Below are 17,884 nucleotides of genomic sequence, written 5' to 3' on the forward strand. Positions count from 1 at the left end.
GATCAGTTACGCGGCGCGTGCTCGATACAGCTGTCCGTGCATGGTGGGCGCGCCCGGCGGGTAGGAGTCGCAGATGGTTCCTTTGCCAGCACGAGCAGTAACTGTCCGTCATGTTCTCGACCGTGATTTCGGTCCAGAATTACACAGCGCAGTGGTCATCCGATCGGTTGAATCCCTACTCTGATCGGGTTAGTAGCTGCTGCCAGCGACTTTGTTCGGGGGATCGGCGAAACAAAGACGCGGCTGGGATCTGTTATCACAAGCCCGTGACGGGTGGTAATAGGTCGGGGTCGGGGGCAACGCGCGAGGGGGGAGGTGGATACCGCATGGCCGCACCGGACGAACGGCGGTCGATGCCACCTGCCCTCCCGGAGCCGCGCACACCGGCGGACGACCGGCCCGTGCGCGCGGGCGCCGCGTGGTTCTCTTACACCGCTTCGGGTGACCAGATCGTCTGGTCGGCGCCGCTGCGCGCGATGCTCGGCCACCCGCCGGTCCAGAACGAGGTGAGCCGCAAGGTCCTCGCCCGCTACGTGCACCGCGACGACCATGCCAAGGCGCTCGGTGCGATCACCCAGGCCTGGACGGCGCAGGTTCAGGTGCGTACCACCGTGCGGCTGATGCGCGCCGACGGCGGCTGGTTCGACGTGGACTGCAGGCTCGAGCCGGTGAAGAGTCCGGACGGCACGGTCCGCGGCATCCGGGGCACTGTCACCGACGTCTCGGCCCGGGAACGGGCCCGCCGCGAGCTGGCCCGCCTGGCCCGCCGCAGCGAGACCGTCCAGGCGTCGCTGGTCGACCCCGACCCGGCGACCGGCCTGCTCACCCGCGCCCGCTTCGCCGACGAGATCGACCGCGCGCAGCGTCGCGGCGGCGGCGCCATCCTGGTCATCCGGGTGCAGCCGGACCGGCCCGACGAGGGCGCCGGCCTGCGCCCCGAGCTGCACGCCGACCTGCTGCACCGGGCCGCCCGGGTGCTCGAGGGCGTGGTGCAGGAGGGTGCGCTGCTCGGCCGGGTCGGGCCGAGCGAGATCGGGCTGCTGCTGGCCGGCACCTCCTGGCCGTTGGCCCGGCGCGAGGCCGAGCTGCTGGTCGAGGCGCTGCGCTCGCAGACGTTCGTGCTGCCCGAGAGCTGGCTGAAGGCCAACGCGTGGGGCGGGCTCGTGCGGTTCACCCCGGACGCCGAGGCCGGCAGCCACGAGGTGCTGATCGACGCCGAGCACGCCTGGCGGGAGTCCCGCGACTCCGGCCGGTCGCTCACCCTGGTCGCCCATCCCGTTCCCGTACGCGACCGGCAGGGCTCCTACCGCACCCGGGTCGCCGCGGCCCTCGGCACCGACCGGTTCACGCTGTACGCCCAGCCGATCCTCGACCTGCAGAGCAACGCGGTCACCCGGCACGAGCTGCTGCTGCGGGTGCTCGACGAGGCCAACGGGCCGCAGTCGCCGATCCAGGTGCTCGACACGGCCGAGCGGCTCGACGCCGTCTACGACATCGACCTGTGGGTGGTCGAGCGGGCCATGCAGCTCGCCGCCGAGCAGCCCGACCGGTGCATCCAGATCAATCTGTCCGGCCGCTCGGTCGGCGACCCGCGGCTCACCGACGAGGTCGAGCGCCTGATCCTCCGCTACGAGGTGAACCCGGGCCAGCTCACCTTCGAGATCACCGAGACCGCGCTGATCGGCAATCTCAGCGAGGCCCGCCGCTTCGCCGACCGGGTCCGCGACCTCGGCTGCGAGCTCGCCCTCGACGACTTCGGCTCGGGCTACGCGTCGTTCCGCTACCTGCGGATCTTCCCGATCGACCTCGTCAAGATCGACGGTGAGTACGTCGTCGACCTTGTCGACAACCCCCAGGACCAGGTCCTGGTGCGTGCGTTGGTTCAGGTTTGCCAGGCGTACGGGATCCGCACCGTCGCCGAGTTCGTCCAGGACGAGCCGACCCTGCGTCTGCTGCGCGAGCTGGGCGTGGACTACGTCCAGGGCTACCTCATCGGCCGGCCGGCCCCGTTGCTCCCCGGACGGTTGCCCGGCCCCTGACCTGGGTATGCGTCCGGGTATGGAGCACTTCACGATCGCCACCGTCGCGGAGCGGAACCCCGACTTCCGCCGGGTCCTGTGGACCGGCAAGCACACTCAGCTCGTCGTCATGACCATCCCGCCGGGCGGCGAGATCGGCGAGGAGGTCCACGAGGTGGACCAGATCCTCACCTTTGTCAGCGGGGTCGGCACGGCCACCGTCTCGGGCCAGACCCGCAACGTCGCCCAGGGTGACCTGGTCGCGGTTCCGGCCGGGCACAAGCACAACTTCGTCAACGCGGGGCCGAACCCGCTGGTCCTCTACACCGTGTACGGCCCGCCGGAGCACGCCGACGGAGCGGTGCATCGCACGAAGGCCGAGGCCGATCGGCTCGAGGCCGCGGGCAAGGACGAACCGCCCCAGAACTGACACCCCAGGACTGACACGTCGCCGGGACCGGCCGAGGCCCCCCAGCCAGCCGGTCCCGGCGCCGTGCGGGGCATGACCCCGGGCGGCACACTACCCGCGGCCCGCAACCCTCATCGATCGGCGTGCCCGATTGGTCGCCGTCCCGTTGCCCCAATGAGATACTTCGGACGATGAACCATTAACCTTCCATCATGGACGACCCCCGGTGGTTGACCGACGAGCAGCAGCAAGCGTGGCGCCGCTTCGTCGAGGTGCTGGTGCGGGTTCCGGCCGCTCTCGAGGCACAGCTCCAGCGCGACTCGGGCCTCACCCACATGGGTTACATCGTGTTGTTCACGCTCTCCGAGCGGCCCGACCGGCGGCTGTCGATGAGCCGCCTCGCCAAGCTGGTATCCGCCTCGCTGTCCCGGTTGTCGCACGTCGTGGCCCGGCTCGAGGCGCAGGGCTGGGTGCGCCGCGAGCGTGACCCCGAGGACGGCCGGGTGCAGATCGCCGTGCTCACCGACGTCGGGTTCAAGAAGGTCGTCGCCACCGCCCCCGGGCACGCCGAGGCCGTCCAGCAGCTCGTTTTCGACCGGCTCACCCCGGCCCAGGTGCGCCAGATGGTCAAACTCGCCGACGCCCTCCTGGAGACTCCCGTCGAGGTGCAACCCGCGGGCGAATAGGCTGGTGCCCTGTGATCCAACTCACGGAGGTGCTGCGCGGATGAGTCAGCGGGTGCGGGGCGTGATCGCCCGGGCCAAGGGTGCGCCGGTCGAGGTGACGACGATCGTCGTGCCCGACCCGGGACCGGGCGAGGCGGTCGTCAAAGTGCAGGCGTGCGGGGTGTGCCACACCGACCTGCACTATCGCGAGGGCGGCATCAACGACGACTTCCCGTTCCTGCTCGGCCACGAGGCCGCCGGGGTGGTCGAGTCGGTCGGCGAGGGCGTGACCGATGTGGCGCCCGGGGATTTCGTGGTGCTCAACTGGCGGGCGGTGTGCGGGAACTGCCGGGCCTGCCTGCGGGGCAAGCCGTGGTACTGCTTCGCCACGCACAACGCGACGCAGAAGATGACGCTCGAGGACGGCACGGTGCTGTCGCCGGCGCTCGGCATCGGCGCGTTCGTCGAGAAGACGCTGGTGGCGGCCGGGCAGTGCACCAAGGTCGATCCGGCGGCGCGGGCGGCGGCGGTCGGACTGCTCGGCTGCGGCGTGATGGCCGGGATCGGGGCGGCGATCAACACCGGCGGGGTGACCCGGGGCGACTCGGTCGCGGTGATCGGCTGCGGCGGGGTCGGCGACGGGGCGATCGCCGGGTCTGCACTGGCCGGAGCGACCACGATCATCGCGGTCGACACGGACGATCAGAAGCTTTCATGGGCCCGGAACTTCGGCGCGACCCATACGCTCAATGCCCGGAATATCGATGTCGTCGATGCCATTCGGGAGCTGACCGGCGGCAACGGCGCCGATGTCGTCATCGAGGCCGTCGGCCGTCCCGAGACGTACAAGCAAGGGTTCTATGCTCGTGATCTTGCGGGAACGCTCGTCCTGGTGGGTGTGCCGACGCCGGAGATGACGATCGAACTGCCGCTCCTCGACGTCTTCGGCCGCGGCGGGGCGCTGAAGTCCAGCTGGTACGGCGACTGCCTGCCGACCCGCGACTTCCCGATGCTGACGGCCCTCTACCGGCAGGGCCGCCTCGACCTGGACGCCTTCGTCTCCGAGGAGATCGCGCTGGACCAGGTCGAGGAGGCGTTCGCCAAGATGCAGACCGGCGGCGTGCTCAGGTCGGTCGTGCTTTTCTAGGCCTTACGCCGCGCGGGCGTAGGCCGGAACGGACCGGTCCGCGAGGAGATCGAGGGAGAGGGCCGCGGTCCAGCTGAACGTCGGCGCGCCGAGGCCCTCCCCGGTCTCCGGGTGGAAGTACTCGAAATGCCCGTTGCGGTGCACCAGCCGGACCATCGCCGTGCGCAGGTCCTCGGCCTCGTCGCGGAAGCCGTGCACCAGCAGGCCGCGGCGGAGCAGCCAGTTCACGTTGATCCAGAGCGGGCCGCGCCAGTAGCGCTTGGTGTCGAAGTCGGGGGCGGTGCGGTCGTAGCTCGGGGCGGGCAATTCTGATATGCCGAATTTCTCCGACTTGGCCTCGGCCATGATCGACTCGACGGCGGCGGCCGGCAGGTCGGGGAGCATCAGCGGCATCAGGCCGCTCACGCAGTGTGCCGGGCTGAGCTTGCCGGTCTTGACGTCCAGGGCATGGAAGGTGCCGGTCCGCGCATTCCACAGCCGCTTCACGATCGCCGCGGTGATCCGCTGTGCCCGCTCCCGGTGCGCCGCGGCCTCGGCGGACAGGCCCAGCTCACCGGCGATCTGGGCGAGGGCCAGCTCGGCCGAGGCCAGGATCGAGTTGAAGCTCGGGCACTCCACCGCGAACGCGTGCCGGTCGAGCAGGTCGTGGTCGTCGTACCGCTCCGCGCGGTAGCTGAGCACCAGGCCCACGTACCGGGAGTAGTCGAGGTCGGTGGGGCGGTGCGCGGCGTCCGCGTTGTTCAGGTCGCGCCGCTGGTAGGTGGTGAGCAGGCTCAGGTCGGCCGGCACGTTCGCCATCGCCTCGTCCCAGGCCGGGCTGTTGTCGAGGCCCGACTCCCACGGGTGCACGATGCTGGCCAGGCCGCCTCCGCCGAGGTTGCGCCGGCCGGTCAGGTACTGCTGCTGGGCGACCAGTCGCGGGTAGAACCACTCGAGCTCGGTGCGGGCCTCCTGGGCGCAGTTCGCGCCGTGGGCCGAGGCGTGCCGGTAGACATCCCAGGCCGCGATCGCGTGCATGGGCGGCTGCACGATGCCGGTGCTGCCCCGGGCCGGGCGGTTCGCGTACGCCGGGACGTCCCAGAAGCCGGGGCCCGGGAAGTAGTCGGCCTCCGCGGTGGCCGGGTCGAACACGATGTGCGGCACCCGGCCGTCCGGCCACTGCGCCTCGAACAGGCTCCGCAGGTCACGCCACGCCCGGGTCGGGTTCACGTAGGCCAGGCCGATGGCGATGAACGCGGCGTCCCAGCTCCACTGATGGGGGTACAGCTTGCGGGACGGGACCATGTGATCGCCGGTCCAGTTGATCTCGAGCACGTGGGCGGCGGAATTCCAGAGTTCGGCAGACATCTCGCGGTGCATCTGATCAGAACCCTTTCCGCGGCGGTCACGTCCCTTGAAGGGAACTGGTGCGATGCGGTTCGGGCACGGACTGCCGGTGCGCCACCCCCGAGATCACCCATCGGCCGGGGTGAACCGGAGCTGAACTTTAGATGGCCGCTCAGACGGCCGGAATTGCCCGCCAGAGCTGACTGCGGCGACCCGGAAGGTAGGGCGAGTCCAGCCGTTTGGCCACGATCCCGGCGAGGCCCTGGGCACGCGCCGCTTCGATCGCGAACGACCCGCCGCCGGGGAAATAGGGTGGCGTCTGCCAGTGCTCGCCGGTGATCGCCAGCCCGTCCAGCAGCTCCCGGCGCTGGGCGTACCCGATCTTCTCGCTGGTCGCGTGCCCCTCCAGCCACAACAGGTCATAGATCAGGTACTGCACGGGATACCTTTCCGCGGCGCGCTGCGCGTTCCTCGGCTCGATGCGCCGCTTCAGCAATTCGGCGTCGGGCCGCGCTCCGTCGAACGCGACGAGCTCGCCGTCCAGCACGGCCTCGACCGGCGCGAGCGCCGGACCGAGAGCCCGGATCTCCGGGAACCAAGCGGTGAGATCTTCGCCGTCGGCTCCTTTCAGCCGTACGCGTCCGCCGTCCACGAAGGCGAGGGCGCGAAGGCCACCCCACCCCATCTCGTACGCCCAATTGTCGTCGTCTTTGATGGGAAGTGTTCCCTTCGTGGGGAGCATCGGGCGCATCTCGTCGGGCATGGGCTCCCAGCCCGGCTCGGCCGGATCCATCCGGCGCACCATCCAGTCGGCGCCCTCGGTCTGGAAGAAGATGTAGCGGCCCGTGGTGCGCTCGCCGTCGAAGACGACCTCGATCTCGTCGTCCCGCCACTTGCGGGTCTCGTACGTGCCGTGGTCGAAGATCTTCATCTGGCCGCCGCCGTACTCGCCGGCCGGGATCTCGCCGTGGAAGTCGAGGTATTCGAGCGGGTGGTCCTCGGTGTGCTTGGCCAGGTGGTTGCGGGTGCGGTCGCGGGGGAGCCCGCGCGGGACGGCGAAGCTCACCAGGACGCCGTCGCGCTCGAAGCGGACGTCCCAGTGCAGGGCACGGGCGTGGTGCTGCTGGATGACGAAGCGATTCCGCCCGGTTTCTTCCGGATGGCTCGCGGGAATGGGCTCGGGTGTCTTCCTTTTATCTCTCTTGCTCCGGTATTCGCCCAGCCGGTCGGTCATCCGCTCATTCTTGTCGTACCCCTGTGGAACGGTGTCCCCATGTACTCGGAACGGGCGTCGTCGTTACCGCACGTGGTGGCCTGGTGGAGCGTCACTCCGCCGGGAGCGCGCGAGAAACGCATCCTGCCGGACGGGTGTCTCGACATCATCTGGCAGGACGGCCGCGTGTTCGTGGCCGGGCCCGACACGACCGCCCAGCTCGGGGCTCCGCCGCCGGGCAGCCGGTTCTTCGCGCTGCGCTTCGGGGCGGGCACCGGCCCGGGCGTGCTCGGCCTGCCGGCGTCCGAGCTGGTCGACCGGCAGGTGCCGCTCGACGTGCTCTGGCCCGCCGCTCTGGTGCGGCCGCTCGCCGAGGCCGCCGACCCGCTGGCCGCGCTGACCGCGGCCGCCGCCCGGCGGTGGGTTTTTCCGGACCCGGCGATGGTGCTGCTTTTTCGCCAGGCCCGCGCGGGTCGGCCGGTGACGGCGGTGGCGTCCGACTGCGGCCTGAGCCCGCGGCAGTTGCAGCGGCGAAGTAACGCGGCCTTCGGGTACGGGCCGAAGACGCTCGCCCGGATCTTCCGGATGCAGCGGGCGGTCGCGCTGGCCCGGCGGGGGTCACCCTTCGCCTCGGTCTCCGCCGAGACGGGATATGCCGACCAGGCGCATCTCTCCCGGGAGGTGCGGGCCATGGCCGGCGTCCCGCTCGGCGTGCTGGTCAGTTCCTGACTCAGTTCTTGGTCCAGGCGAACAGCTCGACCTGGTACCCGTCCGGGTCGCGCAGGATCGCGTATCGCTGGCCCCAGGGCGCATCCCAGGGGTCCTTGACGTTCGTGTGCCCGGCCGCGACCAGGTCGGCGTGCTGACTGTTCACCTCGGCCGGGTCGGCGCAGAGAAAGGCGAGGCTCGCTCCGTCCTTGATCGGACCGCCCGGCTTGTGGCTCGGATCGAACGAACTGATGGACGCGTGGGTATCCAGCATCAGGCGGATGCCGCCGGGCAGTTCCGCCTCGGCGTGCGGTCCGTCCTCGGCCCCGGCCGGGAAGTCCAGTCCGAGGCGGCGGTAGAAGGTGAGGGAGGTTGCCATGTCGGCCACCGCGAGGCCGATTCCGTTGAGTGAAGGTGCCATGAGCCCGACGCTACGATCGGACATCGCCGGTGTCTTGAACAATTCGGACGCGACGATGATCGAGGGTTTCCCCCCTCGGTGGCTAGGGGTAGTCTTCTGGCTCCGACGCGTGTCCGACCATCGGGAGGCAGTGCCGCGATGACCTTGCGCATCCTCGTGGTGGGCGCCGGGATCTCCGGCCTTTCCATCGCCCGGGCGCTGCGGCTCGCCGGCTTCCGCCCGGACGTGGTCGAGGAGCTCCCGGCCACGATGCTGCCCGGCGCCGGCATCTACCTCCCGGGCAACGCCTCCCGCGCGCTGCGCCAGCTCGGCCTCGACGCGCCGCTGCGCCCGCTCGGCGACCTCATCTTCCGGCAGGTCTTCCTGGACGCCCGTGGCCGCGCGCTGTTCGAGATGGACGTGGCCGGTCTCTGGGCCGGCGTCGGCGAGTCCCGCGCCCTGGCCCGGGCCGACCTGCAGCAGGTGCTGCTCACCGGGGTCGGCGGCGAGGTGCGCTACGACACCTCGGTGAAGGAGCTGGAGATCTTCGACGGCACCGCCAAGGTCGAGTTCGGCGACGGCAGCGTCGCCGAGTACGACCTGGTCATCGGCGCGGACGGCCGCCGGTCCACGATCCGGGCCAAGGCCGGTCTCGGCGGGCCGGCCGTGCCCACCGGGCAGATCGTCTACCGCTCGGTGGTGCGGGGCGGGCCGCCGCTCAGCGACTGGACGGCACTGCTCGGCCGCCGATCCTCCTTCGTGGCCATGCCGATGGGGGGCCGGCGGCTCTATTGCTACATCGACGAGACCGCGCCCGACACGCCCAACCCGGACGACCCGCGGGCCCACCTGCGGAACATCTTCGGCTCCTTCGGCGGCCCGGTCCCGGCGATCCTCAAGGCCATGGAAAGCGTCTCGGTCGCTCGCACCGACGAGGTCGTGCTGGAGAGCTGGTCCCGTGGCCCCGTCCTGCTGGTCGGCGATGCCGCGCACGCCACGGCGCCGACGCTGGCACAGGGCGCCGCGATGTCCTTCGAGGACGCGGTCGTCCTCGGTGAGGAGCTCAAACGGTCCGCAGGGGACGTCGCGCACGCGCTGCGGGCGTACGAGCTTCGCCGGCGTCCCCGCTGCGGCGCCGTCCGCGACCGCACCCGCGAGCGCGACCGCACCCGCGACGTGCCACCCGCGTTACGCGATCCGATGCTTCGTCGGCGCGGCCTGCGGATCTTCGCGGAGCACTACCGTCCACTAGTTCCACCGGTCTGACGTCGATCACCGCACAGGCAACCCCCCGCCTGCAACGGGCAGGCGGGGGACTATTCTGCGTGCGAGGTACGCCTTTCCGTAGGGATGTACTGAGCGGGACAAACGAGACAACGGAGGCTATTCGTGACGACCGTTGCGCCTAAGCCGATCGTGACCCGGCCCTACCCGGTCCGGCGGCAGGTCAAGGGTTCGGCGCTGGCTCGGATCCTGCGCACGACGGACGCGAAGCAGATCGGGATCATGTACATGATCACCTCCTTCGTGTTCTTCCTGCTGGGTGGCCTGATGGCCCTGCTGATGCGGGCCGAGCTCGCCCGGCCGGGCATGCAGTTCCTCTCGCCCGAGCAGTACAACCAGCTGTTCACGATGCACGGCACGATCATGCTGCTGTTCTTCGCGACGCCGATCGTGTTCGCCTTCGCCAACTTCGTGGTCCCGATCCAGATCGGCGCGCCCGACGTCTCGTTCCCGCGGCTGAACGCCCTCGCCTACTGGCTGTACCTGTTCGGCGGCTCGATCGCGGTCGGCGGCTTCCTCACGCCGGGCGGCGCGGCCGACTTCGGCTGGTTCGCCTACACCCCGCTGAGCGACTCGCTGCACTCGCCGGGCGTCGGCGGAAACATGTGGGTGGTCGGCCTGGCCCTGTCCGGCCTGGGCACCATCCTCGGTGGCGTCAACATGATCACTACGATCCTGACGCTGCGCGCGCCTGGCATGACCATGTTCCGCATGCCGATCATGACGTGGAACATCCTGGTCACCAGCCTGCTCGTGATCATGGTCTTCCCGTTCCTGGCCGCCGCGCTGTTCGCCCTAGCCGCCGACCGCATCCTCGGCGCCCACGTGTTCGACGTGGATACCGGCGGGCCGATGCTCTGGCAGCACTTGTTCTGGTTCTTCGGCCATCCCGAGGTGTACATCGTGGCGTTGCCGTTCTTCGGCATCATCACCGAGGTCATCCCGGTCTTCAGCCGCAAGCCGGTGTTCGGCTACAAGGGCCTGGTGTCCGCGACGCTGCTGATCGCGGCGCTGTCGATGTCGGTGTGGGCGCACCACATGTTCGTGACCGGCCAGGTGCTGCTGCCGTTCTTCAGCTTCCTGTCGTTCCTGATCGCCGTGCCCACGGGCATGAAGTTCTTCGTGTGGATCGGCACGATGTGGCGCGGCCAGATCAGCTTCGAGACACCGATGATGTTCGCGATCGGCTTCCTCGTCACGTTCCTCTTCGGTGGACTCTCCGGCGTCCTGCTCGCCGCGCCGCCCATCGACTTCCACGTGTCCGACTCGTACTTCGTGATCGCGCACTTCCACTACGTGCTGTTCGGCACGATCGTGTTCGCGGTGTTCGCCGGCATCTACTTCTGGTTCCCGAAGATGTTCGGTCGCATGCTCGACGACCGCCTCGGCAAGGTCCACTTCTGGCTCACGTTCCTCGGCTTCCACGGCACGTTCCTCGTCCAGCACTGGCTGGGCACCGAGGGCATGCCGCGGCGGTACGCGGACTACCTGGCGTCGGACGGCTTCACCTTCCTGAACACGTTCTCGACGATCGGCTCGTTCGTCCTCGGCCTTTCGACCCTGCCGTTCATCTACAACTGCTGGCGGTCGTACAAGGTCGGCGAGGTCGTCACGGCCGACGACCCGTGGGGTCACGGCAACTCGCTCGAGTGGGCCACCTCGTCCCCGCCGCCCCTGCGCAACTTCGACCGCATGCCCCGCATCCGCTCGGAGCGCCCGGCCTTCGACGCGAAGTTCCCCGAGCTCGCGGCGGCCAGCCACACCCTGGCCGCCCCGCCGGAGGGCGGCGCTCGAGTGCTGTCCGCCGAGTCGGACGGCGGCGCCACCTACAACGAGGACACTTCCGGATCCCACTGACCTCCGGGTCATAGTCCTTCCCGGCCCGTCTCGGTTCTTCCGCCGAGGCGGGCCGTTTGCGTCGCGCGGCAAGTGACGGGCGCTTCTCCGGCCGGCTGCTCCTGCGCGTGGAGTCGGGCGGCCTTCCTGCGCGCGGGTCGGGCGGCGTTTCCGCGCGTGGGGGTCCGGCGGCGTTCCTGCGGGTGGGGTCAGACGGCGTTTCCGCGGGTGGGGGTCGGGCGGCGTTTCGGCGGGTGGGGGTTGGGCGGCGTTTCCGCGGGTGGGGTCAGGCGGCCAGGGTGCGGATCGCCGCCGTTAGGGCGGAGGCGTTCAAGGGGGCGCCGGTGACCAGGAGGTGGAGCATGGTGCCGTCGAGCAGGGCGGAGATGTTGTCGGCCGCCTCGTCGCCCACGTGCGGGGCCAGCAGGGCGTGCAGGCCCTGCAGCCAGTCCTGGGCCAGGGGGCGGAGGGCGGTGTCGCGCGCCGCGGCCAGGCAGAGCTCGAACTCGATGCGCGCCCGCCGGCGGTCGGACATGTAGTCGTCGACCAGGCCGACCAGCGCCTCGGCCAGGTCGGGGGCGTCGCGCAGGTGGTCGGCCCAGACCTGGAGGTCCGCCTCCTGGTCGTCGGCCGCCTTCTGCAGGGCGGCCGCGATCAGGGCGTCCAGCGTGGGGAAGTAATAGGTGGTGGCGCCCAGCGGGAGGCCGGCCCGAGCCGCGACGGCCCGGTGCGTGGTGCGGCCGATGCCGACCTCGGCGACGATCTCGATCGTGGCCGCCGCCAGGGCGTCCCGCCGAGCCTGCGGATCACGGGACCGACGGCCCGCGCGGGGAGTCGTGACGCCGTTGGTCAATGGGTGCCGCCGAGGTTCAAGGTGACTACTCCCGCGATGATCAGGCTGATGCCGGCCACCTTGACGACGGTAATGGGCTCGCCGAGGAATGCCGCGCCGATGCCCACAATGGCGGCCGTGCCCAGCGCGGACCACAGAGCATAGGCGACGCCGACCTCGACGCCCTTGACCGCCTGCGACAGGGCGACCAGCGAGATCGCATAGCCCGCCAGGCACGCCAACGTCGGCCACAGCCGAGTGAAGCCCTCCGTCGACTTCATCAAGCTGGTGGCCACGATCTCGGCCGCGATAGCCCCAATCAGGTACACGTACGCCACGACTACACCTCTTCTTGTACGTTCGTACAAGTACGATCGTACAAGAACTACGAGGTTTCCTCATATCCCGTTCCCGACAGTCGATGGGACACCTCTCTCCCTGCGGCCGGGGGCGGCAAAGGCCGGGGGCGGCAAAGGCCGGGGGCGGCAAAGGCCGNGGGCGGCAAAGGCCGNGGGCGGCAAAGGCCGGGGGCGGCAAAGGCCGGGGGCGGCAAAGGCCGGGGGCGGCGCAAGATGAAAGCTGCTCCGGCCGTGCATCATGCATCCTGCATCGCGGGTCCGCGAGCGCTGGTCGGGCGGTGGACGGCGATGGGCCGGTCCGCGGTGGCGGTTGGCGGGCGGCGGGTCCGCGGTGGCGGTTGGCGGGCGGCGGGTCCGCGGTGGCGGTTGGCGGGCGGCCGGTCTGCGTGGCCTGCGGCCGGGTGGCGGTGGCGGGTGGCGGGCGGCTGGGTCGCGGGTCGGCGGCGGGAGGGGGTTACGGGTGGCCGGCCGCGGTGGGGACTATGTCGGCGGGGCCGGCGGTGCCGGAGGCCAGGGCATCCGCGGTGGGGAGTGGCGACTCGGCGTCGGCGGACGGCCTGGGGGACGGCAGGGCGGGCTCGGGCTGGTGATCGGGCTGGGGCGTGGGCGCGGACGCCGCCGTGGGGTCGGCGGAGCGGCGGCGGCGTAGTAGTTCGGCGGGGAGGACGGCTAGGGCAATCAGGGTGCCTATGCCGCCGACCGTTACGAAACCCCAGGGCGGGGAGAGGGTGTCGGCGGCCAGGCCGGCGAGCGGGCCGCCCAGGGCCACGCCGACCGTCAGCGAGGAGTTGTGCAGGCCCATGGCCTCGCCTCGGGCGGAGGCGGGGGTCATGCGGCTCACCGCGTCGGCGCTCGCGGTGATGGTGGGGGCGCAGAGGGCGCCGCACGGGATCAGGAGAATGGCAAGCAGCCACCAGTGGGCGGAGCCCAGGGCGACCGCCATGGTCAGGACGGCCATGGGGGTCAGGATGGCGACCGCGGGCAGGCGGCGGTGCATGGTGCCGTAGGCGAAGCCGCCCAGCAGGGAGTAGAACGCCCAGAGCGACATGACCACGCCGGACCACGACAACTCGCCATTTTCGCGGAGGACGGCGACGATCGTCACATCCGTCCCGGAGAGAACCAGGGTGGCGGCCAGGGTCACGGCGAGGATGGCCACGAAGCGGGGGCGCAGCCAGGAGCGGCGGGGGACGCGCTCGCCGGCGGCGATCGGGGCCTCGTGCTCGGCGCGGACCGGCGGGTTGAGCAGCCACAGGCCCAGGCCCGAGGCCAGGATGCCGGCGGCGATCGTGAGCATGGCGACGCGGGGGCCGGGGCCGGTCGCGATCAGCACGCCCAGGGCCGGGCCGGCCATGAAGGAGATCTCGGTGGTGATCGAGTCGAGGGCGAACGCGGGCAGGCGCTGGGCTTCCGGCGTCAGCGCGGCGATCGACTGGCGGGCCACCGAGAAGGCCGGCAGGGCCAGGAAGCCGCCGAACAGCGCGAAGATCAGCAGCGGCCAATAGGGCAGGGACTGGGCGACCGTCCAGAAGATGACCTCGGCGACCGTGGTGAGGATCAGCGCGGGGCGCAGGCCGCGGCGGTCGATCAGGCGGCCGATGACGGGCGCGCCCACCGAGCCGCCGATGGTCAGGGCGGCGCCGACCAGGCCGGCGGCGCCGTAACCGCGCCCGAGGTCGGTGACGACATGCAGGGTCAGGACGACGGCGCCGGCCGCGATCGGGATGCGCGCCAGCGTCGCCACCGCCAGCAGCGACTTGATGCCGGGCAGGGCGAGCGTTTCGCGGTAAGGCGTGAGCAGCATGTGGTTCCTGACCTCCGCCCGTCATCCTGCCTCGGGGGTATGACAGAAAACCAACGCCTTTCCGGGGCATCAGGCCGGCGAAAGCGCCCTTAACCGGCGAAAACGACGGAGTGACGCTCGCTACGAGGCCGGGTCCACGATCGGCGAGCCGCTGGTCGCCACCGAGGCCGTGCGGAACTCCTCGAGAGCCGCGTCGGTGGTGCCCTGCGCCACTCCGGCGGTCAGGTTGAGCAGCACCGTCGTGTCGAAACCCTCGCGTCGCGAGTCCAGCGCGGTGGCGCGTACGCAATGATCGGTGGCGATGCCGACGACCTCGACCTCGGTCACCGACCGGGACCGCAACCAGTCGGCCAGGGTCTCGCCCGACTCGCTGTGTCCCTCGAAGCCCGAGTAGGCGGCCTTGTGCTCGCCCTTGTGGAAGATGGCCTCGACCCGGTCGGTGACCAGCGACGGGTGGAAGTCGGCGCCGGTCGAGCCGACCACGCAGTGCGCCGGCCAGGTGTCCAGGTAGTCCGGGTGGTCGCTGAAGTGGTTGCCCGGGTCGATGTGCCAGTCCTTGGTGGCGACGACGTGGTCCCAGCGGTCGCCGTTCCGCTCCAGCACGAGCGAGACCCCGGCCGCGACGGCCGCGCCCCCGACGACCGGCAGGGAGCCGCCCTCGCAGAAGTCGTTCTGGACGTCGACGATGATCAGCGCTCTGGTCACGGCTAACCCCTATGCGGTCGGGACGATGGTGACGGGAATGGCCGGGTCGCCGGCCGAGAGCTTGAGACCCTCCCACGGTATCGAGATCAGGCACTGGCGCAGGTGATCTCGCGACTCCCGCAGGGTCGGCGCGTCCACGACCTCGCCGTTCGCGACGAACGAGCGCTGCAGCAGCCGGTCGTTCGGCGCGTGGTCGGGGACGCCCTGGGAGACGATGATCTCCTCGGTGGCGGTGCCGGTGGGCTTGTGCCGGCGGACCGCGGTCTTGCGGCCGCCGACGGTCGCCTTGTTTTCCGAGCGCTTGACCACCGGCTGGCCCTCGACCTCGACCAGCTTGTAGACCAGCCCGGCGGTGGGCGCGCCGGAGCCGGTGACCACCGCGGTGCCGGCGCCGTACATGTCGACCGGCTCGGCGGCGAGGGTGGCGATCGCGTACTCGTCCATGTCGCCCGAAACGATGATCTTTGTCTCGGTGGCGCCGAGCGAGTCGAGCAGCTCGCGCGAGTGCTGGGCGAGCACCGACAGGTCGCCGGAGTCGATCCGGATGGCCCGCAGGTCGGGGCCGGCCACCGCGATCGCGTTCCGGATGCCCTGCGCGATGTCGTACGTGTCGACCAGCAGCGTCGTGTTCTTCCCCAGGGCCGCCACCTGGGACGCGAAGGCGGCCGGCTCGTCGTCGTGCAGCAGCGTGAACGCGTGCGCGGACGTACCGGTGGTGGGAATGCCGTATTTCATGCCGGCGGCGAGGTTCGACGTCGAGGCGAAACCGGCGAGGTAGGCCGCTCGGGCGGAGGCCACGGCCGCGTCCTCGTGCGTGCGCCGGGAGCCCATCTCGATGATCGGGCGGCCGCGGGCGGCCGTGACCATCCGGGCCGCGCCGGTGGCGATCGCGCTGTCGTGGTTGAGCACCGAGAGGATCAGCGTCTCGAGCACCACGCATTCCGCGAACGTGCCGGAGACCGTCATGATCGGCGAGCCCGGGAAGAAGAGCTCACCCTCGGCGTACCCGTCGATGTCGCCTTTGAATCGATAAGCCGCCAGCCAGTCCGCCGTGCCGTCATCGACGATCTGCGCGCCGCGCAGGAAGTCGATGTCCTCCTCCGTGAAACGGAAATCCCTGATCAGCTCGATCAGGCGGCCCGGGCCGGCGACCACGCCGTAGCGCCGGCCGGTGGGCAGGCGGCGCGCGAAGACCTCGAAGACGCAATGGCGACCGGCCGTGCCGTCCTTGAGGGCGGCGCTGACCATGGTCAGCTCGTACTGATCGGTCAGGAGCGCGGGGGCGAAGGAGTTCACACCATCACCCTATTGCGCCGCGACGCTCCTTACGAAGTGCGCGCTGACCTGCGGTTCGGCGTTCCGGTTCACCGATGCGGCAAATCCGGTGGCAACATGGGGGCATGGCGTTGCCACAGGTCGCTCCCGTCGAGGCACCGGAGATCGAGGAAGCACCGGCCGACGATCGCCCCTGGGTGACCGTCGTCTGGGACGATCCGGTGAACCTCATGTCGTACGTGACCTGGGTTTTCCAGAAGCTGTTCGGCTACAGCCGCGAGAGGGCCGAGCAGCTGATGCTGGACGTGCACCACAAGGGCAAGGCAGTGGTGTCCAGCGGCGCCCGCGAGCGCATGGAGATGGACGCCAACCAGCTGCATGGATACGGTCTCTGGGCGACGGTTGACCGGGCCTGAGCAACCGCGGGAGAGGGCAGATGTTCCGACGCAACGGCAGCCAGTGCGTGGCCACGTTCGCGGTCGACGAGGTGCGCGTGCTGCGCAAGGTCGCCGGTGAGGTGGTCGGCCTGCTGACCGACGGGATGGATCACACCGACCCGGTGGTCTCCCGTCTGTTCCCGGACATCTATCCGGACCGCCCCGACGACTCCGCCGAGTTCCGCCTCTACACCGAGGGCGAGCTGAAAACCGGCAAGATCGATCAGGCGGGTGCGATTCTCGCGGCCCTGCCCGACGAGGGCGAGGGAGAGGTACGCCTCGACGGCGAGGCCGCCGAGGCCTGGCTGCGCGCGATCAACGACGCCCGGCTGGCCATGGGCACCCGGCTGGACATCCAGGCCGACACCGACCTCAGCGAGGAGCTCGAGCTCGCCGTCGTGCGCGACCCGGGCTCGAGCCGGGTCTTCCAGCTCTCGGTCTACGCATACCTCGGCTATCTCCAGGAGTCGCTGCTGAACGCGCTCCCCGAGATCGACTGAGTGTGGGCTCGGCCATATCCGGTGCGCGGAAATCTCACGGTAATGTGAACAGTGTGCTGACCATCGACAGCGCGATCGTCAACGCGATCGTCGCCCACGCCCGCCGGGACCACCCCGACGAGGCCTGTGGCGTGGTCGCCGGCCCGGCCGGCAGCGACCTGCCGACCCGGCTCATCCCGATGGACAACGCCGCCCGGTCGATGACGTTCTACGAGTTCGACTCCCTCGAGCAGCTGCGCGTGTGGCGCGAGATGGACGACAACGACGAGGAGCCGGTGGTCATCTACCACTCGCACACCGCGACCGAGGCGTACCCCTCTCGGACGGACATCTCGTTCGCCGGCGAGCCGGCCGCGCATTATCTGCTTGTCTCGACCCGTGAACCGGACTCGGAGGAGATCCGGTCGTTCCGCATCGTGGACGGTGTGGTGACCGAGGAAGAGATCAACATCGTGGATGCGACGGTAGACGCGTGAACGTGGTCGCTGTGCAGTCGTACATGTTCGGGCAGAGCCCGGTGGCGGTGGTCTACGAGTGTCGCTGACGACACTGCCGTAGTCATCTCTTTCCGCTGTTCGACCCTTACACAGGAGCATTCACGTCATGGCTATCGAAGTTCGCGTTCCCACCATCCTCCGCAGCTACACCGGCGGCTCCAAGGTCGTCGAGGGCGCCGGCGACACGCTGACCGCCCTCATCGACGACCTGGATGCCAAGCACAGCGGCCTCAAGGGCCGGCTGATCACGCCCGAGGGCGGCCTGCACCGGTTCGTGAACATCTACATCAACGACGAGGACGTACGCTTCCTCGGCGCGCTCGACGCCAAGCTCAGCGACGGTGACTCGGTCACCATCCTGCCGGCCGTCGCCGGTGGCGCCCTGGGCTTCGCGGCCGCGGCCGCTCTTCTCGGGCCCCGATCCAACCGCCCCGCCGCCGTCCTTGACCGGACTAAAGGCTGAGCTACT

18 protein-coding genes and 1 pseudogene are annotated in these 17,884 nt (G+C 70.2%); 11 read left to right on the forward strand and 8 right to left on the reverse strand.

Annotated elements, in window-relative coordinates; all coding sequences use genetic code 11:
* Positions 1 to 326: 326 nt before the first annotated feature.
* The 4 genes from A3CQ_RS0127565 (at position 327) to A3CQ_RS0127580 (ending at position 4,239) form a co-directional block, all read left to right on the forward strand.
* On the forward strand, positions 327 to 2,039 hold the full coding sequence (locus A3CQ_RS0127565; protein WP_020514179.1) for an EAL domain-containing protein: 1,713 nt from the start codon (positions 327 to 329) through the stop codon (positions 2,037 to 2,039).
* A gap of 19 nt (positions 2,040 to 2,058) precedes the next feature.
* Positions 2,059 to 2,448 carry a cupin domain-containing protein gene (locus A3CQ_RS0127570; protein WP_020514180.1) on the forward strand — a complete coding sequence of 130 codons (390 nt, stop codon included), beginning with the start codon at positions 2,059 to 2,061 and terminating at the stop codon, positions 2,446 to 2,448.
* Between the two features lie 191 nt (positions 2,449 to 2,639).
* Complete coding sequence (locus tag A3CQ_RS0127575; protein ID WP_020514181.1) at positions 2,640 to 3,113, forward strand: MarR family winged helix-turn-helix transcriptional regulator; 474 nt, start codon at positions 2,640 to 2,642, stop codon at positions 3,111 to 3,113.
* A 40-nt stretch (positions 3,114 to 3,153) separates the two neighbouring features.
* The gene (locus A3CQ_RS0127580; RefSeq protein ID WP_026206268.1) at positions 3,154 to 4,239 is read left to right on the forward strand and encodes an S-(hydroxymethyl)mycothiol dehydrogenase; all 1,086 of its coding nucleotides are present in this window, start codon (positions 3,154 to 3,156) and stop codon (positions 4,237 to 4,239) included.
* A gap of 3 nt (positions 4,240 to 4,242) precedes the next feature.
* On the opposite strand, the gene A3CQ_RS0127585 is transcribed toward A3CQ_RS0127580, so the two are convergent.
* Together A3CQ_RS0127585 and A3CQ_RS0127590 are read right to left on the reverse strand one after the other, a co-directional pair.
* On the reverse strand, positions 4,243 to 5,586 hold the full coding sequence (locus A3CQ_RS0127585) for an MGH1-like glycoside hydrolase domain-containing protein (protein WP_157296417.1): 1,344 nt from the start codon (positions 5,584 to 5,586) through the stop codon (positions 4,243 to 4,245).
* A 151-nt stretch (positions 5,587 to 5,737) separates the two neighbouring features.
* Positions 5,738 to 6,799, reverse strand: coding sequence for a DNA polymerase ligase N-terminal domain-containing protein (locus tag A3CQ_RS0127590; protein WP_020514184.1), 1,062 nt, complete (start codon positions 6,797 to 6,799; stop codon positions 5,738 to 5,740).
* Between the two features lie 39 nt (positions 6,800 to 6,838).
* Here A3CQ_RS0127590 and A3CQ_RS0127595 point away from each other — a divergent pair, with 39 nt between their 5' ends.
* Positions 6,839 to 7,507, forward strand: a complete 669-nt coding sequence (locus tag A3CQ_RS0127595) for a helix-turn-helix domain-containing protein (RefSeq protein WP_020514185.1) — start codon at positions 6,839 to 6,841, stop codon at positions 7,505 to 7,507.
* Position 7,508: 1 nt separating this feature from the next.
* Here the strand turns inward: A3CQ_RS0127595 and A3CQ_RS0127600 are convergent, their stop codons facing one another.
* Positions 7,509 to 7,907, reverse strand: a complete 399-nt coding sequence (locus A3CQ_RS0127600) for a VOC family protein (protein ID WP_051115377.1) — start codon at positions 7,905 to 7,907, stop codon at positions 7,509 to 7,511.
* 138 nt (positions 7,908 to 8,045) lie between these two features.
* Here A3CQ_RS0127600 and A3CQ_RS0127605 point away from each other — a divergent pair, with 138 nt between their 5' ends.
* Both A3CQ_RS0127605 and ctaD read left to right on the forward strand, forming a co-directional pair.
* Positions 8,046 to 9,152 carry an FAD-dependent monooxygenase gene (locus A3CQ_RS0127605; RefSeq protein WP_020514187.1) on the forward strand — a complete coding sequence of 369 codons (1,107 nt, stop codon included), beginning with the start codon at positions 8,046 to 8,048 and terminating at the stop codon, positions 9,150 to 9,152.
* A 123-nt stretch (positions 9,153 to 9,275) separates the two neighbouring features.
* Entirely contained in the window at positions 9,276 to 11,027 is a 1,752-nt protein-coding gene (ctaD, locus tag A3CQ_RS0127610) for an aa3-type cytochrome oxidase subunit I (RefSeq protein ID WP_026206270.1), read from the forward strand.
* 265 nt (positions 11,028 to 11,292) lie between these two features.
* On the opposite strand, the gene A3CQ_RS0127615 is transcribed toward ctaD, so the two are convergent.
* The 5 genes from A3CQ_RS0127615 to A3CQ_RS0127635 all read right to left on the reverse strand — a co-directional run bounded on the left by A3CQ_RS0127615 (position 11,293) and on the right by A3CQ_RS0127635 (position 16,002).
* Positions 11,293 to 11,859 (reverse strand): TetR/AcrR family transcriptional regulator, encoded by a 567-nt coding sequence (locus A3CQ_RS0127615; RefSeq protein WP_020514189.1) that lies wholly within the window; start codon positions 11,857 to 11,859, stop codon positions 11,293 to 11,295.
* Complete coding sequence (locus A3CQ_RS0127620) at positions 11,856 to 12,176, reverse strand: DMT family transporter (RefSeq protein ID WP_020514190.1); 321 nt, start codon at positions 12,174 to 12,176, stop codon at positions 11,856 to 11,858. The genes A3CQ_RS0127615 and A3CQ_RS0127620 overlap by 4 nt, the downstream gene beginning before the upstream one ends.
* Before the next feature lie 475 nt (positions 12,177 to 12,651).
* On the reverse strand, positions 12,652 to 14,001 hold the full coding sequence (locus A3CQ_RS0127625) for an MFS transporter (protein ID WP_020514191.1): 1,350 nt from the start codon (positions 13,999 to 14,001) through the stop codon (positions 12,652 to 12,654).
* 120 nt (positions 14,002 to 14,121) lie between these two features.
* On the reverse strand, positions 14,122 to 14,706 hold the full coding sequence (locus A3CQ_RS0127630) for an isochorismatase family protein (protein ID WP_020514192.1): 585 nt from the start codon (positions 14,704 to 14,706) through the stop codon (positions 14,122 to 14,124).
* Positions 14,707 to 14,715: 9 nt separating this feature from the next.
* On the reverse strand, positions 14,716 to 16,002 hold the full coding sequence (locus A3CQ_RS0127635; RefSeq protein ID WP_020514193.1) for a nicotinate phosphoribosyltransferase: 1,287 nt from the start codon (positions 16,000 to 16,002) through the stop codon (positions 14,716 to 14,718).
* Positions 16,003 to 16,106: 104 nt separating this feature from the next.
* On the opposite strand from A3CQ_RS0127635, the gene clpS reads away from it, so the two are divergent.
* From clpS to A3CQ_RS0127655, 4 genes and pseudogenes are all read left to right on the forward strand, one after another.
* Positions 16,107 to 16,397 carry an ATP-dependent Clp protease adapter ClpS gene (clpS, locus tag A3CQ_RS0127640; RefSeq protein ID WP_020514194.1) on the forward strand — a complete coding sequence of 97 codons (291 nt, stop codon included), beginning with the start codon at positions 16,107 to 16,109 and terminating at the stop codon, positions 16,395 to 16,397.
* A 20-nt stretch (positions 16,398 to 16,417) separates the two neighbouring features.
* Entirely contained in the window at positions 16,418 to 16,918 is a 501-nt protein-coding gene (locus A3CQ_RS0127645) for a DUF2017 domain-containing protein (protein ID WP_020514195.1), read from the forward strand.
* Positions 16,919 to 16,971: 53 nt separating this feature from the next.
* Positions 16,972 to 17,462, forward strand: a pseudogene (locus A3CQ_RS0127650) (M67 family metallopeptidase).
* Between the two features lie 59 nt (positions 17,463 to 17,521).
* Positions 17,522 to 17,878: a MoaD/ThiS family protein gene (locus A3CQ_RS0127655; protein ID WP_020514197.1), complete on the forward strand. Its 357-nt coding sequence runs from the start codon at positions 17,522 to 17,524 to the stop codon at positions 17,876 to 17,878.
* Positions 17,879 to 17,884: the final 6 nt, after the last annotated feature.

The organism is Paractinoplanes globisporus DSM 43857 (genome assembly GCF_000379645.1).
GTDB lineage: Bacteria > Actinomycetota > Actinomycetes > Mycobacteriales > Micromonosporaceae > Actinoplanes > Actinoplanes globisporus.

Coding starts and splice junctions, on each gene's coding strand:
- A3CQ_RS0127585 (WP_157296417.1), bottom strand. CDS start 5,586: ATGTCTGCCGAACTCTGGAATTCCGCCGCCCACGTGCTCGAGATCAAC.
- clpS (WP_020514194.1), top strand. CDS start 16,107: ATGGCGTTGCCACAGGTCGCTCCCGTCGAGGCACCGGAGATCGAGGAA.
- A3CQ_RS0127605 (WP_020514187.1), top strand. CDS start 8,046: ATGACCTTGCGCATCCTCGTGGTGGGCGCCGGGATCTCCGGCCTTTCC.
- A3CQ_RS0127580 (WP_026206268.1), top strand. CDS start 3,154: ATGAGTCAGCGGGTGCGGGGCGTGATCGCCCGGGCCAAGGGTGCGCCG.
- A3CQ_RS0127655 (WP_020514197.1), top strand. CDS start 17,522: ATGGCTATCGAAGTTCGCGTTCCCACCATCCTCCGCAGCTACACCGGC.
- A3CQ_RS0127590 (WP_020514184.1), bottom strand. CDS start 6,799: ATGACCGACCGGCTGGGCGAATACCGGAGCAAGAGAGATAAAAGGAAG.
- A3CQ_RS0127570 (WP_020514180.1), top strand. CDS start 2,059: ATGGAGCACTTCACGATCGCCACCGTCGCGGAGCGGAACCCCGACTTC.
- A3CQ_RS0127595 (WP_020514185.1), top strand. CDS start 6,839: ATGTACTCGGAACGGGCGTCGTCGTTACCGCACGTGGTGGCCTGGTGG.
- A3CQ_RS0127600 (WP_051115377.1), bottom strand. CDS start 7,907: ATGGCACCTTCACTCAACGGAATCGGCCTCGCGGTGGCCGACATGGCA.
- A3CQ_RS0127625 (WP_020514191.1), bottom strand. CDS start 14,001: ATGCTGCTCACGCCTTACCGCGAAACGCTCGCCCTGCCCGGCATCAAG.
- A3CQ_RS0127565 (WP_020514179.1), top strand. CDS start 327: ATGGCCGCACCGGACGAACGGCGGTCGATGCCACCTGCCCTCCCGGAG.
- A3CQ_RS0127575 (WP_020514181.1), top strand. CDS start 2,640: ATGGACGACCCCCGGTGGTTGACCGACGAGCAGCAGCAAGCGTGGCGC.
- A3CQ_RS0127645 (WP_020514195.1), top strand. CDS start 16,418: ATGTTCCGACGCAACGGCAGCCAGTGCGTGGCCACGTTCGCGGTCGAC.